This is a genomic window from Erwinia sp. INIA01, from assembly GCF_025947915.1.
GTDB classification, from domain to species: Bacteria; Pseudomonadota; Gammaproteobacteria; order Enterobacterales; family Enterobacteriaceae; genus Erwinia; species Erwinia coffeiphila.
Map to the genome: position 1 here is coordinate 1 of NZ_JAPDNC010000003.1, position 15,096 is coordinate 15,096.

Below are 15,096 nucleotides of genomic sequence, written 5' to 3' on the forward strand. Positions count from 1 at the left end.
TGAAATACAAAACGCCCGATGAGGTTCATCGGGCGTTTTACAGGCAGAACGTTGTCAACCTAAATCAGGACTAGTCATGAACGGTAATCAGAACTTGTAGTTAAAGCTCGCGCCGTACAGCCACGCTTTACCGGTAGAGTTAAAGGTATAAGGGCCTTCTTTCACCGTGACGTGCTGGCCGTGCATATAGGAAACGCCGACGTCAACCGATGCATCTTCATTGAAGGCATAAGACGTACCGGCGCTCAGCCACAGACGGTCCTGATCGGGAATGGAAATAGAGCGGGTCTGTGCCGGAACCGGGCTGTCATCGAAGGCGATACCGGTACGGAATGTCCAGTGATCGTCATGATAGTAGGTGGTACCCAGCGCGATGCGGTAAGCATCTTTAAAGCTCTCATCTTTGTAGAACAGCTGCTGGCCGCTGGTGCCGGTGGCTTTCAGCTCCTGGAACTGGCTCCAGCTGGTGTAGGCCAGGCTGTAGTGTACGGCCCACTTCGGTGCCACCTTATGGAAGCCTGACAGTTCCCACATTTCCGGCAGGTTCAGCGTCAGTGCACCAGGAATCGTATTACCGTCGGTACCAAACGGCAGGCCAAGGCCCAACGCCTGATTCAGTGGGTTAATCGAGCTTGGCAGGCTGCTGCGATAATCGCCGTCGAAATCGATCTTCACTTCTGAACGGTAGGTCAGACCGAAGCGGTTATTGTCATCCACTTCATACAGAATACCGGCATTCCAGCCGTAGCCCCATTCATCACCTTTCAGATGGGCAATCTGGGTGTTAGCCGGGATACCCAGCGAGCCGAGGGATTCACCGGCGTAGCGTTCAATTTTGGCACGAGCATAAACCGCGTCAAAGCCCACGCCGAAGCTGAAGTGCTGATCCAGACGGTAGGCGGTGCTGAGGTTAAAGTTCATGGTGGTCAGGTCGGTTTTACCGGCGTACGGACCTGCTGTATAGCTGTCGTTGAACTCGGTAGCCAGACCGTAGTTAGAGGTGACGCTGGCGCCAACCCACCACTGATCGTTAAGCGGCTGCACGTAGTGAATATTCGGCACCCAGGCGGTTGGGGCGATATTGCTGGCATCCAGGCTGTTGCCGCTGGCCGACTGGCCGTCGATATCAACACCGGGATCGATAAACACCGCGCCGACGGAGAACATCGGGCGATCCATCAGCGCCATGGTTGCAGGGTTACGGCTGGCGGACGCGGCGGTATCACCCATCGCGCCTTCACCGGAGTAGGCACGACCTAAACCAATAGAGGAAAATTCATTCAGTTGAAAGCCAGCCGCAAACACATTTGAAGAAACAAGGGCCACTGCCACGGCAAGTGTGGATTTCGTAAACAGGTTTTTATGGTTCATAACCACAACCTCATTAGATTTTATTAAACTCTGTTACCTGAAGTAACAAGGGATCGCGGATTGTAGGGACTGACTGACAGGCAACAAATCAGACCAGTGGCCCAAGTATAGGTCCGACCTGTACAGATGTTGCAATAATGTTTTCGACTTATTTCCAAAATGATGCAAGAAAAGAGATCTGCCTAACAAAAACTTACAGGTAGAAATTTTGAACAACGCCGCTGATTGCGGTGGATCAAATAATAGTGTGATTTTCATCACTTCACGGACTCATTTCGCGCGTCTGCTGGAGCGGGAAAAGCGTCAGGCGTAAAATGGATTTAGTCTTAAATTAACCTGCCGCCTTCCTGTCGCGGCATGCCGGAGGATGAAATGACCGACGCAATTAACCGCTGTAGCGCCAGCGAAACGGCAGCCTGTTGCTGCGTTGATGTGGGCACCGTAATGGATAACACCGACTGCACGGCGGCTTACAATCGTACTTTTGCTAATCGCAGCGAAGCCGAAGCGATGCTGACATCGCTGACAGCGAAAGCGCGTGAGGTTGAGTCCGATCCCTGCACGATCGACAGTACGTTTACCGAAACGCCGGAAGGCGTGGTGCTCGACTGTAGCTTTACCTTTAGCTGCCAGGCCGAAACGCTGATATTCCAGCTTGGTCTGCGCTGAACCACGCTCTTGCCTGTGCTGACAGGCTATGGGGAGCGGCCATGCTCCCCTTAAACCGTGTTTGCTCTCGCATTTTTTTCTTCCCGCCGTAGCGCCCCGTTATATTCTGGTTAACACTGAGGAGGTCAGACCTCTTTGGCAGTGATGCCGTCCATCGACACGAAACAGGTGATAATAATGAGCAAAGCGCTACCTTTGCTGACGCGCCAGGGCGACCGCATCGCCATTACCCACGGACTGCGCACGCCGTTTGCTAAGCAGGCGACGGCCTTCCACGGCATCCCGGCGCTGGAGCTGGGCAGAATGGTGGTCAGTGAGCTGCTGGCCCGCAGCGATATTCCCGCCGATATCATCGATCAGCTGGTCTTTGGCCAGGTGGTGCAGATGCCGGAAGCGCCAAATATTGCCAGGGAAATCGTGCTGGCCAGCGGTATGAGCGTCCACACCGACGCGTACAGCGTCAGTCGCGCCTGTGCCACCAGCTTTCAGGCGGTGGCAAACGTGGCGGAAAGCCTGATGGCGGGCAGTATTCAGGTGGGGATCGCCGGTGGTGCCGACTCCTCTTCCGTATTGCCGATTGGCGTCAGCCGCAAACTGGCAAGAACGCTGGTCGATCTCAACAAGGCGCGCACCCTGTCACAAAAACTCAAGCTGTTCAGCCAGCTGCGCCCGCGCGATTTACTGCCGGTGCCGCCTGCCGTTGCCGAATACTCCACCGGACTGCGCATGGGGGATACCGCCGAACAGATGGCAAAAAGCCACGGTATCAGTCGTGAGCAGCAGGATGCGCTGGCACACCGCTCGCACCAGCGCGCGGCGCGTGCCTGGCAGCAGGGGCTGCTGAATCAGGAGGTGATGACCGCCTTTACTCCCCCGTGGCAGGCAGTGCTGGAACAGGACAACAACGTGCGCCCCGACTCCAGGCCGGAAGACTATGCTCGCCTGCGGCCGGCGTTCGATCGCCGCCACGGTACGGTGACCGCCGCCAACAGTACGCCGCTCACCGACGGCGCGGCGGCTGTGATCCTGATGACCGAATCCCGCGCGCGTGAGCTGGGCATCACCCCGCTGGGCTATCTGCGCAGCTACGCCTTCACCGCGATTGGCGTGCGTGAGGATATGCTGCTGGGACCGGCGTGGTCCTCGCCGCTGGCGCTGGAGCGTGCGGGCATCACCCTCAGCGATCTGACGCTAATCGATATGCACGAGGCGTTTGCTGCGCAGACCCTCGCTAATCTTAAAATGTTCGCCGACGAGCGCTTCGCCCGCGAGGTGCTGAATCGCCCGCACGCGCTGGGCGAAGTCAATGAAGAGATCTTTAACGTGCTGGGCGGTTCTATCGCCTACGGCCACCCATTCGCGGCCACCGGAGCGAGGATGATCACGCAAACGCTGAATGAGCTGCGGCGTCGCGGCGGCGGTCTGGGACTGGTGACCGCCTGCGCGGCGGGTGGTCTTGGCGCGGCAATGGTTCTGGAGGCGGAATAATGGAACAGTCATCAGCATTTACTCTGACGATGCGGCTGGACAACGTCGGGGTGATTACCATCGACGTGCCGGACGAGAAGATGAACACCCTGAAAGCGGAATTTGCCGCAGAGATCCGCAGCGTACTCAAGCGCGCCTGTGCCAATCCGCAGCTGGCCGGGTTGGTGATCGTTTCCGGCAAGGCGGACTCGTTTATTGCCGGTGCGGACATCGCGATGATTGCCGCATGCGATAGCGCGCAGCAGGCGGAAAAGCTGGCACAGCAGGGGCAGAAGGTGATGGCCGAAATCGCAGGATTGCCGGTGCCGGTGGTGGCGGCGATCCACGGGGCCTGTCTTGGCGGCGGTCTTGAGCTGGCGCTGTCCTGCCATCATCGCGTCTGTAGCCTTGATGAGAAAACCCGCCTGGGATTACCGGAGGTGCAGCTGGGTTTACTGCCGGGTTCGGGCGGCACGCAGCGCCTGCCGAGATTAATCGGTGCCTCGATGGCGCTGGACATGATCCTGAGTGGAAAAACGCTGCGCCCACGGCAGGCGCTAAAATGCGGGCTGGTGGATGAAGCCGTGCCGCACGCTATCCTGCTGGAAACGGCGGTAAAGACGGTGCTGAAAGCGCGTGAGGCAAGAAAACCGCTGCCGCTGCGCGAGCGGCTGCTGAGTGGCCCGGCGGGCAGGGCGCTGCTGTTTAGCATGGCGAAACGCCGGGCGCAGGCGAAGACTCACGGCAACTATCCGGCGGTGGATAAAATCCTGACGGTAGTGCGCCAGGGACTGGAACAGGGCAGCAGCAGCGGCTACGAAGCGGAGGCGAGGGCATTTGGCGAGCTGGCGATGACGCCGGAATCCGCCGCACTGCGCGGGCTGTTTTTTGCCACCACCGCGCTGAAAAAAGATCCGGGAGCCGCAGGCAAACCGCGAACGCTGCACAGCATTGGCGTACTGGGCGGGGGACTGATGGGCGGCGGTATCGCCTGCGTGACCGCCACCCGCGCCGGGCTGCCGGTGCGCATCAAGGATATTAATGCGCAGGGCATCAACCACGCGCTGAAAACCAGCTGGCAGGTATTAAGCAAAGCGGTGAAACGTCGCCATCTGACGGATGCCGGGCGACAGCAGCAGATGGCGTTGATTACCGGATCGACCGATTATCAGGGCTTCAGCCAGCGCGATGTGATTATTGAAGCGGTGTTTGAAGACCTGACTCTCAAGCAAAAAATGGTGGCGGAAGTTGAAGCCCACTGTGGGCCGCAGACGATCTTTGCCTCCAATACCTCTTCGCTACCGATTGCCGATATCGCCGCCGGGTCGCAGCGGCCGGAAAATGTCATTGGCTTGCACTATTTCAGCCCGCCGGAAAAAATGCCGCTGGTTGAGGTCATTCCGCACGCGGGCACCAGCGATGTGACCGTAGCAACGGCGGTGGCGCTGGCGAAAAAACAGGGCAAAACGGCGATTGTGGTGGCGGATAAAGCCGGTTTTTACGTTAACCGTATCCTTGCCCCCTACGTGATTGAGGCGATGCACTGCCTGCTGGCCGGGGAACCGATCGAAGCGATTGACGATGCGCTGGTGAAGTTTGGCTTCCCCGTTGGCCCGGTGCAGCTGCTGGATGAAGTCGGCATTGATGTCGGCACGCATATTATGCCGGTGCTGGAAAAGGCGTGGGGTGAACGTTTTGCGCTGCCTTCGTCGCTGGGCGCGGTGCTTCACGATAACCGTAAAGGGCGAAAAAACGGTCGGGGCTTTTATCTTTACGGCAAACGCCCGGGTGGGAAGAAAAAGGCCGATGCGGAGATCTATCGCCTGCTGAAGCTGTCGCCAAAACCTTGTCTTAGCGCACAAGATATTGCTACGCGTTGTGTGATGATGATGCTCAACGAGGCGGCCCGCACTCTGGATGAACAGGTGGTGGGCAGCGCGCGGGATGGCGATATCGGTGCGGTGTTCGGCATTGGTTTCCCACCGTTTCTCGGCGGGCCGTTCCGCTACATGGACCGGATGGGCATCGCTCAGGTGGTCGCGGCCCTTGAGCAGCTGGAGCAGCGATTCGGTTCTCGCTTCGCCCCCTGTGAACGGCTGAAAAAAATGATGGAAGAACAGAAAACCTTCTACGGACCGGATGTTACGCTGGATAGCGGCGGCGTTTCAGCGGGTTAATTCTGACCGATAAGTAGGTTGCTCTGTTGGGTTGTTATACCGGTCGCTCACTAAGTAAACAATCGGTTGACTATACTAAAGGCATTAGGTACAACACACCGTTCATTCTCTGAATGAAGAGTCGGTGGCGTTGTACCTCCGGCGTTTTTGTTTAACAACAGCGGTGCTATATGCAAGTTTTTATAATGCGTCACGGTGATGCGGCTCTGGATGCAGCCAGTGATTCAGTAAGACCTCTGACCCACTGCGGCTGTGACGAGTCCCGTCAAATGGCGGCCTGGCTTAACGGTCAGTCTGTGGATATCGAACGTGTGCTGGTGAGCCCTTACCTGCGTGCAAAGCAGACCCTTAACACCGTGCGTGAAGCGCTGGCGCTGCCGGCGGGTGAAGAGGTGTTGCCGGAGCTGACGCCCGGTGGCGACCCCGCCCAGGTGGCATGCTACCTGCAGGTGCTGGCTGATAAAGGCGTAAAATCGGTGCTGGTGATTTCGCACCTGCCGCTGGTGGGGTATCTGGTTGCAGAACTGTGCCCGCAGGAAGCGCCGCCGATGTTTTCTACTTCCGCCATTGCCTGCGTTGATTTCGATCCGGACAGCGCCCAGGGCAAACTTGAGTGGCAGGTTTCACCCGCCAAACTTGCCAAAGCGATCTAGCTTACGGCTCCGGGGTCGGCCTCGTTCTGCGGTCGGCCCATATTGTCCCGCCCACCTTTTAGTCCCGACGTCTTGCGCAAGGGCCGAGGCCTTTACGGCAGCTCCGGCGGCGTCCACTCTTCCACTTCAATCAGCACCAGCAGGGCCGCATCGCCACCGAACAGCTTTGGTGCCTGATGAAACGCCGTGACCCACGGATGCTGGGCCAGCCACAGTGGCGTCTGCTGCTTCAGAATATGTTTGCCGTGCCCGTGCATCACGCTGGCGCAAAAAATATGCTCGCGCCGACAGGCGGCAATCAGCGCACCGAGCTCCTGCTTGGCCTGCTGCTGTGTCAAACCGTGGAGATCGAGAAAAATCTCCGGCGTATAGTCGCCGCGCCGCAGTTTTTTTAACTCGTAGTGGCTGACGTCGGATCGCACATAGCGAACCGGGCCTTCATTGGCCAGCAACGGCTGGAATTCATCGGAAAAGTAGTGGCTGGCATCCATCTGCTCGGACAGCAGGCGTTTTTGCGGCACTTCGCTGATTTTTTTACGCGGCGGTTTGTGCACAATGGTGTCCTGCGCCAGCTTGCGCGTCCCGCTCATCAGCCCGCGAAACAGCGCCTTGTCCTCCACGCTCAGTTTCTCTTTTTTACTCATCTCAACTCACTGCTTGTTCTCAGAATAGCGCGGGCATCAGGCCAGCATTCAGCATCATCATACTGTTTTCAGCCGCTAGTCTACCTTTTCTTCCCCCGGGGACTAAACAAATCTCAGCTTTTTCTCCCCCTCGCGCTGAATTATCTGCGTCTTCGTGGCAAACTAGCGCCCGGGTTTAACGAACGGCCTGCGGAGGGCACTTTGGACAAAATTTTCGTCGATGAAGCAGTGAATGAACTGCACACCATTCAGGATATGTTGCGCTGGTCGGTCAGCCGCTTTTCTGCTGCTGATATCTGGTACGGCCACGGCACCGACAATCCCTGGGACGAAGCCGTTCAGCTGGTGCTGCCAACGCTCTACCTGCCGCTGGATATCCCGGAAGATATGCGCACCGCGCGTCTGACCTCCAGCGAGCGTCACCGCATTGTTGAGCGGGTGATTCGCCGCGTTAACGAGCGTATTCCGGTGGCCTATCTGACCAATAAAGCCTGGTTCTGCGGCCATGAATTTTACGTTGATGAGCGGGTGCTGGTTCCGCGCTCGCCGGTGGGTGAGCTGATCAACAACCGTTTCTCCGGCATCATCAACGATGAGCCGCGCCACATTCTGGATATGTGCACCGGCAGCGGCTGTATCGCCATTGCCTGTGCCTACGCCTTCCCGGAAGCGGAAGTGGATGCGGTAGATATCTCAACCGACGCGCTGGCGGTCACCGAGCAGAACATCAGCGCTCACGGTCTTGACCAGCACGTTACGCCGATCCGTGCCGATCTGTTCCGCGGACTGCCGGAAACGCAGTACGATCTGATCGTCACCAATCCGCCGTACGTCGATGCGGACGATATGGACGATCTGCCTGATGAATATCGCCACGAGCCGGAACTGGGCCTGGCCGCAGGGCGCGACGGCCTGAAGCTGGTGCGCCGCATTCTGGCCTGTGCGCCAAACTATCTGAGCGATGACGGCGTGCTGATTTGCGAAGTGGGCAACAGCATGGTGCACATGATTGAACAGTACCCGGATGTGCCCTTCACCTGGCTGGAGTTCGATAACGGCGGTGACGGCGTGTTTATGCTTACTAAACAACAGATTATCGATGCCCAGCATCACTTCAAAATTTACAAAGACTAATTAGAAAAACAGAGCGAGGAGCCAGCATGGCGGGTAATACCATTGGACAAGTATTTCGGGTAACGACGTTTGGTGAATCACACGGTATCGCCCTCGGCTGTATCGTTGACGGCGTGCCGCCGGGCATTCCACTGACCGAAGCCGATTTGCAGCACGACCTTGACCGTCGCCGCCCTGGCACCTCGCGCTATACCACCCAGCGCCGCGAACCGGATCAGGTCAAAATCCTTTCCGGCGTGTTTGAAGGCCGCACCACCGGCACCAGCATCGGCCTGCTGATCGAAAACACCGACCAGCGTTCACAGGATTACGGTACGATCAAAGATCTGTTCCGTCCGGGCCATGCCGATTACACCTACGATCAAAAATATGGCTTCCGCGACTATCGCGGCGGCGGCCGTTCATCCGCCCGTGAAACCGCTATGCGCGTTGCGGCGGGAGCCATTGCTAAAAAATATCTGGAAATGAAGCACGGTATTAAAGTGCGCGGCTACCTGGCGCAGATCGGCGACGTTGCCTGCGAGCTGAAGGACTGGGATCAGGTTGAGCAGAACCCGTTCTTCTGCCCGGACCCGGACAAAATCGAAGCGCTGGATGAACTGATGCGCGGCCTGAAAAAAGAGGGCGACTCGATTGGCGCAAAAGTGACGGTCATGGCGGAGCGCGTTCCGGTGGGCCTCGGCGAACCGGTTTTCGATCGCCTGGACGCCGACCTGGCGCACGCGCTGATGAGCATCAACGCGGTGAAGGGCATTGAAATCGGTGACGGTTTCGCGGTGGTTAACCAGCGCGGCAGCCAGCATCGTGATGAAATCCGTGCTAACGGTTTCCAGAGCAACCACGCGGGCGGTATTCTCGGCGGCATCAGCAGCGGCCAGACCATTATTGCGCACCTGGCGATGAAACCGACGTCCAGCATTACCGTACCGGGTCAGACCATCACCCGCAGCGGTGAAGAAGTCGAGATGATCACCAAAGGGCGTCACGATCCCTGCGTGGGCATTCGCGCAGTGCCGATCGCTGAAGCGATGATGGCGATTGTGCTGATGGACCATCTGCTGCGCCACCGCGCGCAGAATGCGGACGTTCACACCGATATCCCACGCTGGTAACGACGATGAAAAAGACGCTGCTTGTGCTGTGCTCCCTGCTGATTTCTGCGGCTTCCCTGGCGGCCACGCCGTGGCAGACGATCCGTCAGCCGATTAGCGGTGCGCCGCAGTCGATTGGCGCGTTCTCTAACGGCTGTATTATCGGCGCTCAGGCGCTGCCGCTGGAGGCACCGGGTTATCAGGTGATGCGCACCGATCAGCGTCGTTATTTTGGTCATCCCGATCTGATCGCCTTTATCCAGCGCCTCAGCACGCGCACCACCCAGCTGGGTCTGGGCGAAGTGCTGGTGGGGGATATGGGCATGGCGGCCGGTGGGCGTTTTAGCAGCGGCCACGCCAGCCATCAGTCCGGTCTGGACGTGGATATCTGGCTCCAGCTGCCGAAGCAGCGCTGGTCTCAGCAGATGCTGCTGAAGCCGCAGCCGCTGGATCTGGTCAGCGCCGACGGTAAAAACGTCGTTGCCCGCCACTGGCAGCCGCAGATAGACAGCCTGATCAAGCTGGCCGCGAAGGATAATGAGGTCACGCGTATCTTCGTTAATCCGGCGATCAAAAAGCAGCTGTGTGCCGATGCCGGTGCCGATCGTGACTGGCTGCGCAAGGTGCGCCCGTGGTTCCAGCACCGTGCACATATGCACGTGCGCCTGCGCTGCCCGGCGGGTAGCCTGCAGTGCGAGGATCAGCCGCTGCCGCCTGCGGGCGACGGCTGCGGAGCCGAGCTGCAAAGCTGGTTTGCTCCGCCTAAGCCGGGTACGACTCCGCCGGTAAAACGCGAGCCGCCACCGCTGCCGCAGGCCTGCCAGGCGCTGCTGGATCGGCATTTGCTGTGATTGCCGTTACATTCAGGATTTAAGGAACTCAGATGGAGTGGTTTGCCGTTGCCCCGTGGTTACTGGGGGTGCTGTTTCTGGTGGCATTACTTGCCGGTTTTATTGACTCAATCGCCGGAGGCGGTGGGTTACTGACCGTCCCGGCACTGCTGGCCGCCGGGCTTTCTCCGGCGCAGGCGCTGGCCACCAACAAGCTGCAGTCCGTCGGCGGCTCGTTCTCCGCCAGTCTCTATTTTATTCGCCGCAAGGCGGTGGATCTGCGCGAGCAGAAGCTGAATATCGCGCTGACGTTTCTGGGATCGATCTGCGGCGCGCTGCTAGTGCAGCACGTTAAAGGCGATATTCTGCGCCAGCTGCTGCCGCTGCTGGTAATTGCCATTGGCCTGTACTTTCTGCTGATGCCGCGCATCGGCGAAGAGGATCGCCATCGTCGCCTGTACGGCCTGCCGTTTGCGCTGGTCGCCGGGGGCTGCGTCGGTTTCTATGATGGCTTCTTCGGGCCGGGTGCGGGATCGTTTTATGCCCTGGCGTTCGTCACCCTGTGCGGCTACAACCTGGCGAAATCGACCGCGCATGCCAAAGTGCTGAACTTCACTTCGAATCTCGGCGGGCTGTTGTTGTTTATGCTGGGTGGCAAGGTGGTGTGGGGCGTGGGCGTGGTGATGCTGGCGGGGCAGGTGTGCGGTGCGCGCCTGGGGGCCAGAATGGTGCTGAGTAAAGGCCAGAAGCTGATCCGCCCGATGATCGTGATTGTTTCCGCGGTGATGAGCGCTAAGCTGCTGTTTGACAGCCACGGTGCGGAAATTATCGCCTGGTTCCACGCGCTGTAGGCTGGATCATTCTGTCGGATACGAAAAAATCAGGCGCTACCCCTACGGTTATGCAAAATTTAACCGTCGTAGCGCCTGACAAAGCAACCGCTTTCCTTACGCGAGATTCAGTCCGTTATCTGCTGGAGACATTCTTCTCCTGTTCCCTGTTATCTCGTGGCTCGTCTGTCAGCCCGGGCTTATTTTTCCGGGCTGCGGAAGGGCGATGCGAAGGGTGTTATCCCCGGCTCACGTTGACCCAGCGGCGCTCATCCATCGAATCCTCAATCGCCTGTAGTATCCGCTGGTTCTCCCAGCCGAAGGCAAAGTTCGGATAGCAGTCGTCATCGCGGCAGATGCCCTGTACCAGGTCATGGACTTCCAGCACCTTGACGTCGAAGTAGCCCAGGCCACCGCCGCCAAAATCAAAGCCAAAGAAGGCGGAGTAGGATGGGATCTGGCTACCGGCATACAGGGTTTTGAAGCCCCGGTCGCGCTTATCATCGTTAAAGCGGAACACCTGCAGTTCGTTAAAACGCTCGCCGTCCATATACAGCGTGCCTTCGGTGCCGGAAACTTCCCAGTAGACGCCGAAAATGCGCCCGGCTGAAATACGCGAGGATTCAATCACTCCGGCGGCTCCGCTGTTGAAGTTAACCAGGCACTGCATCTGATCGTCGTTTTCCACCTCACGGCGCTCGGCATTGGCTTCAACCTTGCTGGCATAGCCGCTGTCCACGCCCGGGACCGGACGGGTTTTCAGGTACGTCTGGCCGCTGGCGCACACTTCGCTGATGCCGCCCATCAGATACTGCGCGACCGACAGCGTATGCGCGCCCAGGTCGCCGAGCGAACCGGAACCGGCCAGCTCTTGTGAGCAGCGCCAGGACCACGGCAGTTCGGGATCGTTATAGAAGCCCTGATCGAAAGTGCCACGGAAGCGTACCGGCGTGCCGATTTCGCCGCGTTCGATCAGCTGTTTTGCCAGCTGAGCCGCCGGAGTTTTGATGTTGTTAAACGCCACCATGGTTTTCACCCCGGCTTTGCGTGCGGCTTCTGCCATCTCGCGCGCCTGCGGCTCGGTGACGGCCAGCGGCTTCTCGCAGTAAACGTGTTTACCGGCGGCGATCGCTTCCAGCGCCATCTGATGATGCAGGTGGTTAGGTGAGGTGATATCAATCACGTCGATATTCGGGTCCTGGAGCATTTCACGCCAGTTACCGAAAGCGTGCAGGGCGCCGAAGCGTTTTGCCGCCTGTTCTGCCATTGCCTGATTTTGATCGGCAATCGCGTAGAGTACCGGCGTTTTGGGCAGGTTGGGGTACAGCAGCGCCGCGCGGCGGATAGCATCGGCATGCGCCTGGCCCATAAAACCGGAGCCGATAAGGCCAATATTCAGTGTGTCAGACATGATGATTCCTTACAGCGAGAAGAGGTGGTTAACATGATTGAAGGCGCGGGTCACGGTCGGGACCGGTGGCGCTTTTAGCGGGTCCTGCTCGGCTTCCACAATCAGCCAACCGCGATAGCCGCTGCTGCTGACGTAGTCGACCACCGGCTGATAGTCGATATAGCCATCGCCCGGTACGGTGAACATGCCGCCGCGCACGCCCTCGTTGAAACTTTGATCCTGTTCGTAGACCTGCGCCATGCGCTCGTGGCGGATATCCTTCAGGTGGATATGGCAGATACGGCTGCCGAAGCGGCTAATCAGCGCGGTTAAATCGCTGCCTGCGGCTACCGCATGGCCGGTATCCAGCAGCATGCCGACGTCGTCAGAGGTAGCGGAGAAGAAGCGCTCGATCTCATCCTGGTGTTCCACCAGCATCATCAGATGGTGGTGGTAGGCCAGCTTCAGGCCGTACTCCTGATACAGCGCCGAGGAGAACTGGCTCATCCGGCGTGCATAGGCGTCAAAGTCGATCGCACTGAGTGCAGGAGAGTGGGAAATGCCGATATCCAGCGGCGTATCACCCGGCATCCCGCCGCACTCGCCGTAGACCATCACTTTACAGCCGAGGCCGCTCAGCAGGCGGGCATGATCGGCCACGTTGTGTAATTCCTGCTCCACGCTGATATCGGCCAGCGTGCCGGAGAACCAGCCGGAGGCCAGCGACAGGCCGGTTTCCTGCAGCAGCGGCTGAAGAGTGGACAGCTCGCGCGGGAATTTACGCCCCAGCTCAATGCCCTGATAGCCGATCGCGGCGGCTTCCTGCATGCACTGCAGGGCAGAGACGTTGTCGCCCAGATCTTCCAGCACGTCGTTGGTCCACGCCAGCGGGCTGACGCCAAGTCGGACATTGGTATTGCTCATCATTTCTCCTGTCTTAAATCAAAGTTTGATCCGCGTCGCAAAATCAGTGCCTGTATCAGCATCGAGATTGCATTAGCCGTCATACGGCTGAAGATGGGGGAAAAGATAGCCTGACAGGCCCGGGAGGGTACATGACCAGAGTTGCGAGAAAAATATCTGAAATCACACTACCCGTCGCGCCGGTAGAAGGATATTTTGGTTTGTCGCGCTACAGTCCGGGGGAAACTCACGGTCCGCGCGTTCAGCGCGGCATCCAGTTTATCGCCATGCTAAGCGGCAGCGTGACCATTGAAATTGACGACCGGCCGCTGCTGTTACAGCCGGGTATGCTGGCGCTGCTGCTGCCAGGACAGCGCGAGTTTTTCCGCTTCGATCCCAGCGAGCCCAGCGAACATATCTGGTGCCAGCTGGATTTCGCCGCGCTGCCGGGGGATTTCAACCGTGATTTGCAGCGCCTGCCGCCGACGATTGCCTTTGATAACCAGGTTGAACAACTGATGGAGCTGGGGATGAGCCTGGCGGCGCAGCCGGCCGGTGCCGCCCGCGCGCTGATTTCGCTGGCGGAAACGCTGCTTTATTATTACGCCTCGCGCGGTGACCATTCTCACGGTGATACGCAGCAAACCATGCCGAAAGGGGTGCGTGAAGCCTGCCGCTATATTGCGATGCGCTATCAACATCCGCTGGCGCTGGAGGATATTGCCGCCCAGGCGCACTGTTCGGTTAATCATCTTATTGCGCTGTTTCGCCGCCATTTACACCAGACTCCCGCACGATACCTGCGCGATGTGCGTCTTCGCCACGCCGGTCGCCAGCTGATCCACAGCGAACTGCCGGTGGCGCTGATTGCCGAACAGTGCGGATTTGTTTCCCCGTTCCATTTTTCCCGCGCCTTTAAAGAGCACTACGGCCTGGCTCCGCTGGCCTTTCGCCGCCAGTCGCAGACGTTGTAATAGTGCTCGTAACCGGGCTGACATAATGCGACAATTGCGCGTTTTTTTACTTTGACGACAAACAGCTATGAGCACGCAACACCACTATCAGCAGCTGATTGAGATCTTCGATCGCTGCTTTGCTGATGATTTTCAAACCCGCCTGATTAAAGGCGACGATGAGCCGATCTATCTTCCGGCAGACGAGACATCCCCGTGGAATCGGGTGGTGTTTGCCCATGGCTACTACGCCAGCGGGCTGCACGAGATTTCGCACTGGTGCATTGCCGGTGCCGAGCGCCGCAAGCTGGTGGATTTCGGCTACTGGTATTGCCCGGACGGGCGTGATGCGAACACCCAGAGTCAGTTTGAAGCGGCGGAGATTAAGCCGCAGGCGCTGGAGTGGCTGTTTTCTGTTGCCGCTGGCTTTCCGTTCAACGTAAGCTGTGACAATCTTGAAGGCGATTGTGAGCCAGATCGCATTGCTTTTCAGCGCAAGGTTCATGCGCAGGTTATGACGTATCTGGAGCAGGGGATACCCGCCCGCCCGGCGCGTCTGATTGCTGAACTTCGCTCGTTTTATACTACTCCACCGCTGACTGCGGAACTGTTTCCCTGGCCGGAAGACTTGTAATGCGCGTGGAACGAATTGCCTACAGAGGAATGATATGATCGATGAATTCGAGGCGCGTATTCTGGGCCTGATTGATGACATGGTAGAACACGCCAGCGACGACGAGCTGTTTGCCAGCGGTTATCTGCGTGGTCATCTGACCGTGGCGGTGGCTGAAATTGAACTCTCCGGCGACCATACGCCTGAAGCGTTACAGGCTCATGTTCAGCGCAGCCTGGAAAGTACCATTCAGTCCGAATTGTCGCCGCGCGATCAGGCGCTGGTGATCGGCATGTGGGAAAATCTGTTCCGTCAGGCACGTCAGCCTTCTTAACGTGCTGTGAAGTAAAACCACTGCGGTGGGTCACATG

General features: G+C 58.4%; 15 protein-coding genes. 11 read left to right on the top strand and 4 right to left on the bottom strand.

Translation table 11 applies throughout. The annotated features are described in order from the left end of the window. Window positions 1-87: 87 nt before the first annotated feature. Entirely contained in the window at window positions 88-1,371 is a 1,284-nt protein-coding gene (gene fadL / locus OMR58_RS05655; RefSeq protein ID WP_200563000.1) for a long-chain fatty acid transporter FadL, read from the bottom strand. A 372-nt stretch (window positions 1,372-1,743) separates the two neighbouring features. Here fadL and OMR58_RS05660 point away from each other — a divergent pair, with 372 nt between their 5' ends. The 4 genes from OMR58_RS05660 to sixA all read left to right on the top strand — a co-directional run bounded on the left by OMR58_RS05660 (window position 1,744) and on the right by sixA (window position 6,337). Then, window positions 1,744-2,040, top strand: coding sequence for a YfcZ/YiiS family protein (locus OMR58_RS05660; protein WP_200562998.1), 297 nt, complete (start codon window positions 1,744-1,746; stop codon window positions 2,038-2,040). Window positions 2,041-2,217: 177 nt separating this feature from the next. Then, a complete protein-coding gene (gene fadI / locus OMR58_RS05665; RefSeq protein ID WP_264545430.1) occupies window positions 2,218-3,528 on the top strand; it encodes an acetyl-CoA C-acyltransferase FadI in 1,311 nt (436 codons plus the stop codon). Beyond that, the gene (fadJ, locus tag OMR58_RS05670; protein ID WP_264545431.1) at window positions 3,528-5,684 is read left to right on the top strand and encodes a fatty acid oxidation complex subunit alpha FadJ; all 2,157 of its coding nucleotides are present in this window, start codon (window positions 3,528-3,530) and stop codon (window positions 5,682-5,684) included. The genes fadI and fadJ overlap by 1 nt, the downstream gene beginning before the upstream one ends. A gap of 170 nt (window positions 5,685-5,854) precedes the next feature. After that, window positions 5,855-6,337, top strand: coding sequence for a phosphohistidine phosphatase SixA (sixA, locus tag OMR58_RS05675; RefSeq protein WP_105591200.1), 483 nt, complete (start codon window positions 5,855-5,857; stop codon window positions 6,335-6,337). A 92-nt stretch (window positions 6,338-6,429) separates the two neighbouring features. Here sixA and smrB read toward each other — a convergent pair whose 3' ends face one another. Further along, a complete protein-coding gene (smrB, locus tag OMR58_RS05680) occupies window positions 6,430-6,981 on the bottom strand; it encodes an endonuclease SmrB (protein WP_105591201.1) in 552 nt (183 codons plus the stop codon). A gap of 201 nt (window positions 6,982-7,182) precedes the next feature. On the opposite strand from smrB, the gene prmB reads away from it, so the two are divergent. The 4 genes from prmB to OMR58_RS05700 are packed head-to-tail and all read left to right on the top strand — an operon-like array spanning window position 7,183 to window position 10,887. Beyond that, window positions 7,183-8,115: a 50S ribosomal protein L3 N(5)-glutamine methyltransferase gene (gene prmB, locus OMR58_RS05685; protein WP_105591202.1), complete on the top strand. Its 933-nt coding sequence runs from the start codon at window positions 7,183-7,185 to the stop codon at window positions 8,113-8,115. Window positions 8,116-8,141: 26 nt separating this feature from the next. Then, window positions 8,142-9,227, top strand: a complete 1,086-nt coding sequence (gene aroC / locus OMR58_RS05690; protein ID WP_105591203.1) for a chorismate synthase — start codon at window positions 8,142-8,144, stop codon at window positions 9,225-9,227. Window positions 9,228-9,232: 5 nt separating this feature from the next. Beyond that, window positions 9,233-10,057, top strand: coding sequence for a penicillin-insensitive murein endopeptidase (gene mepA / locus OMR58_RS05695; protein ID WP_264545432.1), 825 nt, complete (start codon window positions 9,233-9,235; stop codon window positions 10,055-10,057). A 32-nt stretch (window positions 10,058-10,089) separates the two neighbouring features. Next, a complete protein-coding gene (locus tag OMR58_RS05700) occupies window positions 10,090-10,887 on the top strand; it encodes a sulfite exporter TauE/SafE family protein (protein WP_264545433.1) in 798 nt (265 codons plus the stop codon). Window positions 10,888-11,104: 217 nt separating this feature from the next. Here the strand turns inward: OMR58_RS05700 and OMR58_RS05705 are convergent, their stop codons facing one another. Together OMR58_RS05705 and iolE are read right to left on the bottom strand one after the other, a co-directional pair. After that, on the bottom strand, window positions 11,105-12,277 hold the full coding sequence (locus OMR58_RS05705) for a Gfo/Idh/MocA family protein (RefSeq protein WP_200562990.1): 1,173 nt from the start codon (window positions 12,275-12,277) through the stop codon (window positions 11,105-11,107). 9 nt (window positions 12,278-12,286) lie between these two features. Continuing rightward, window positions 12,287-13,180, bottom strand: coding sequence for a myo-inosose-2 dehydratase (iolE, locus tag OMR58_RS05710; protein ID WP_264545434.1), 894 nt, complete (start codon window positions 13,178-13,180; stop codon window positions 12,287-12,289). 131 nt (window positions 13,181-13,311) lie between these two features. On the opposite strand from iolE, the gene OMR58_RS05715 reads away from it, so the two are divergent. From OMR58_RS05715 to OMR58_RS05725, 3 genes are all read left to right on the top strand, one after another. Further along, window positions 13,312-14,133 (top strand): AraC family transcriptional regulator, encoded by an 822-nt coding sequence (locus OMR58_RS05715; protein ID WP_264545435.1) that lies wholly within the window; start codon window positions 13,312-13,314, stop codon window positions 14,131-14,133. Window positions 14,134-14,200: 67 nt separating this feature from the next. Continuing rightward, entirely contained in the window at window positions 14,201-14,746 is a 546-nt protein-coding gene (locus tag OMR58_RS05720; RefSeq protein WP_200562984.1) for an elongation factor P hydroxylase, read from the top strand. A gap of 34 nt (window positions 14,747-14,780) precedes the next feature. Next, window positions 14,781-15,059, top strand: a complete 279-nt coding sequence (locus tag OMR58_RS05725; protein WP_105591211.1) for a YfcL family protein — start codon at window positions 14,781-14,783, stop codon at window positions 15,057-15,059. Window positions 15,060-15,096: the final 37 nt, after the last annotated feature.

Bases quoted from the DNA above. Each gene is read 5' to 3' on its own strand.
- smrB (WP_105591201.1), bottom strand. From the start codon at position 6,981: ATGAGTAAAAAAGAGAAACTGAGCGTGGAGGACAAGGCGCTGTTTCGC.
- iolE (WP_264545434.1), bottom strand. From the start codon at position 13,180: ATGAGCAATACCAATGTCCGACTTGGCGTCAGCCCGCTGGCGTGGACC.
- fadL (WP_200563000.1), bottom strand. From the start codon at position 1,371: ATGAACCATAAAAACCTGTTTACGAAATCCACACTTGCCGTGGCAGTG.
- fadI (WP_264545430.1), top strand. From the start codon at position 2,218: ATGAGCAAAGCGCTACCTTTGCTGACGCGCCAGGGCGACCGCATCGCC.
- OMR58_RS05715 (WP_264545435.1), top strand. From the start codon at position 13,312: ATGACCAGAGTTGCGAGAAAAATATCTGAAATCACACTACCCGTCGCG.
- fadJ (WP_264545431.1), top strand. From the start codon at position 3,528: ATGGAACAGTCATCAGCATTTACTCTGACGATGCGGCTGGACAACGTC.
- OMR58_RS05705 (WP_200562990.1), bottom strand. From the start codon at position 12,277: ATGTCTGACACACTGAATATTGGCCTTATCGGCTCCGGTTTTATGGGC.
- sixA (WP_105591200.1), top strand. From the start codon at position 5,855: ATGCAAGTTTTTATAATGCGTCACGGTGATGCGGCTCTGGATGCAGCC.
- mepA (WP_264545432.1), top strand. From the start codon at position 9,233: ATGAAAAAGACGCTGCTTGTGCTGTGCTCCCTGCTGATTTCTGCGGCT.
- OMR58_RS05720 (WP_200562984.1), top strand. From the start codon at position 14,201: ATGAGCACGCAACACCACTATCAGCAGCTGATTGAGATCTTCGATCGC.
- OMR58_RS05725 (WP_105591211.1), top strand. From the start codon at position 14,781: ATGATCGATGAATTCGAGGCGCGTATTCTGGGCCTGATTGATGACATG.
- OMR58_RS05660 (WP_200562998.1), top strand. From the start codon at position 1,744: ATGACCGACGCAATTAACCGCTGTAGCGCCAGCGAAACGGCAGCCTGT.
- OMR58_RS05700 (WP_264545433.1), top strand. From the start codon at position 10,090: ATGGAGTGGTTTGCCGTTGCCCCGTGGTTACTGGGGGTGCTGTTTCTG.
- aroC (WP_105591203.1), top strand. From the start codon at position 8,142: ATGGCGGGTAATACCATTGGACAAGTATTTCGGGTAACGACGTTTGGT.